At 60.9% G+C, this 999-nt stretch carries 1 protein-coding gene; it reads left to right on the forward strand.

Annotated elements, in window-relative coordinates:
• On the forward strand, positions 1–999 hold a 999-nt coding region (locus tag E0702_RS15785), incomplete at both ends, for a VCBS domain-containing protein (protein WP_205741951.1).

Below are 999 nucleotides of genomic sequence, written 5' to 3' on the forward strand. Positions count from 1 at the left end.
ACGACGGTGAAACCGCGACACAGAACCTCGGCATCAAGATCGTCGACGATGCGCCGACCGCGGCTGACGATGCCAACAGCATCACCGAAGACAGCACCGTGGCGGCTAGTGGCAACGTGATTGGCGGCGTGAATGCCTCCGCCAATGATGCCGCGGATACCGTGGGCGCCGATGGCGCTACCGTAACCGCCATTGCCAGCGACAACGTTAGCGGCAACACGTCGAGCACCAATGCCGATGGCGACCTGGTGATTGACGGTGAGTACGGCACCCTGACCATCAAGTCTGATGGCAGTTACGATTATGTGTTGGACAACACCAATCTGAATGTACAGGGCTTGTTGGCTGGCGAAAGCCTGAGCGAGACGTTCACCTACACCCTGACCGATGGCGATGGGGATGCCGCGGATGCGATCCTGGATCTGACCATCAACGGGGCCGACGATGGCGTGACGGTCACGGTACCGGCGGACACCGCCTCGACCACGCCGGATGGCGACAACACGGATCACGTCGTCTTCGAAAGCGGCCTGGCCGATGGCTCGAAGCCGAGCGCAACCGATACCCAGGTCGATTCCAGCTTTACCCTCACGGCGCTGGATGGCCTGGCGGCCGACGGCGGTGTGACGCTGGCGTACACCAACGTGAACGGCGAAGCGCGCACGCTCTCATTGAGCAAGGCGCAGGTTGAAGCGCTGGCGACCCAGAGCCAGACGATTGACACCCAATACGGTGAATTGGTGCTCAACGGCTACAGCCAAGCCGCCGATGGCACCATCACAATTGACTACCACTACACCCTGGAGCGTGCGCCGCAAGTTACCGGTGACGATACCCGGGACAACATTGCCATCACGGTAACCGATCGCAACGGCGATACCGACGATCAAACGCTTGGCATCAAAGTGGTCGACGACGCGCCGACCGCAGCTGGCGATGCGAATGCGATCGCTGAAGATGTGGCTTCGGTGACCGGTAATGTGATTGGAGGCAGCAACG

This window comes from Halomonas marinisediminis, from assembly GCF_004347715.1.
Classification (GTDB): Bacteria; Pseudomonadota; Gammaproteobacteria; order Pseudomonadales; family Halomonadaceae; genus Halomonas; species Halomonas icarae.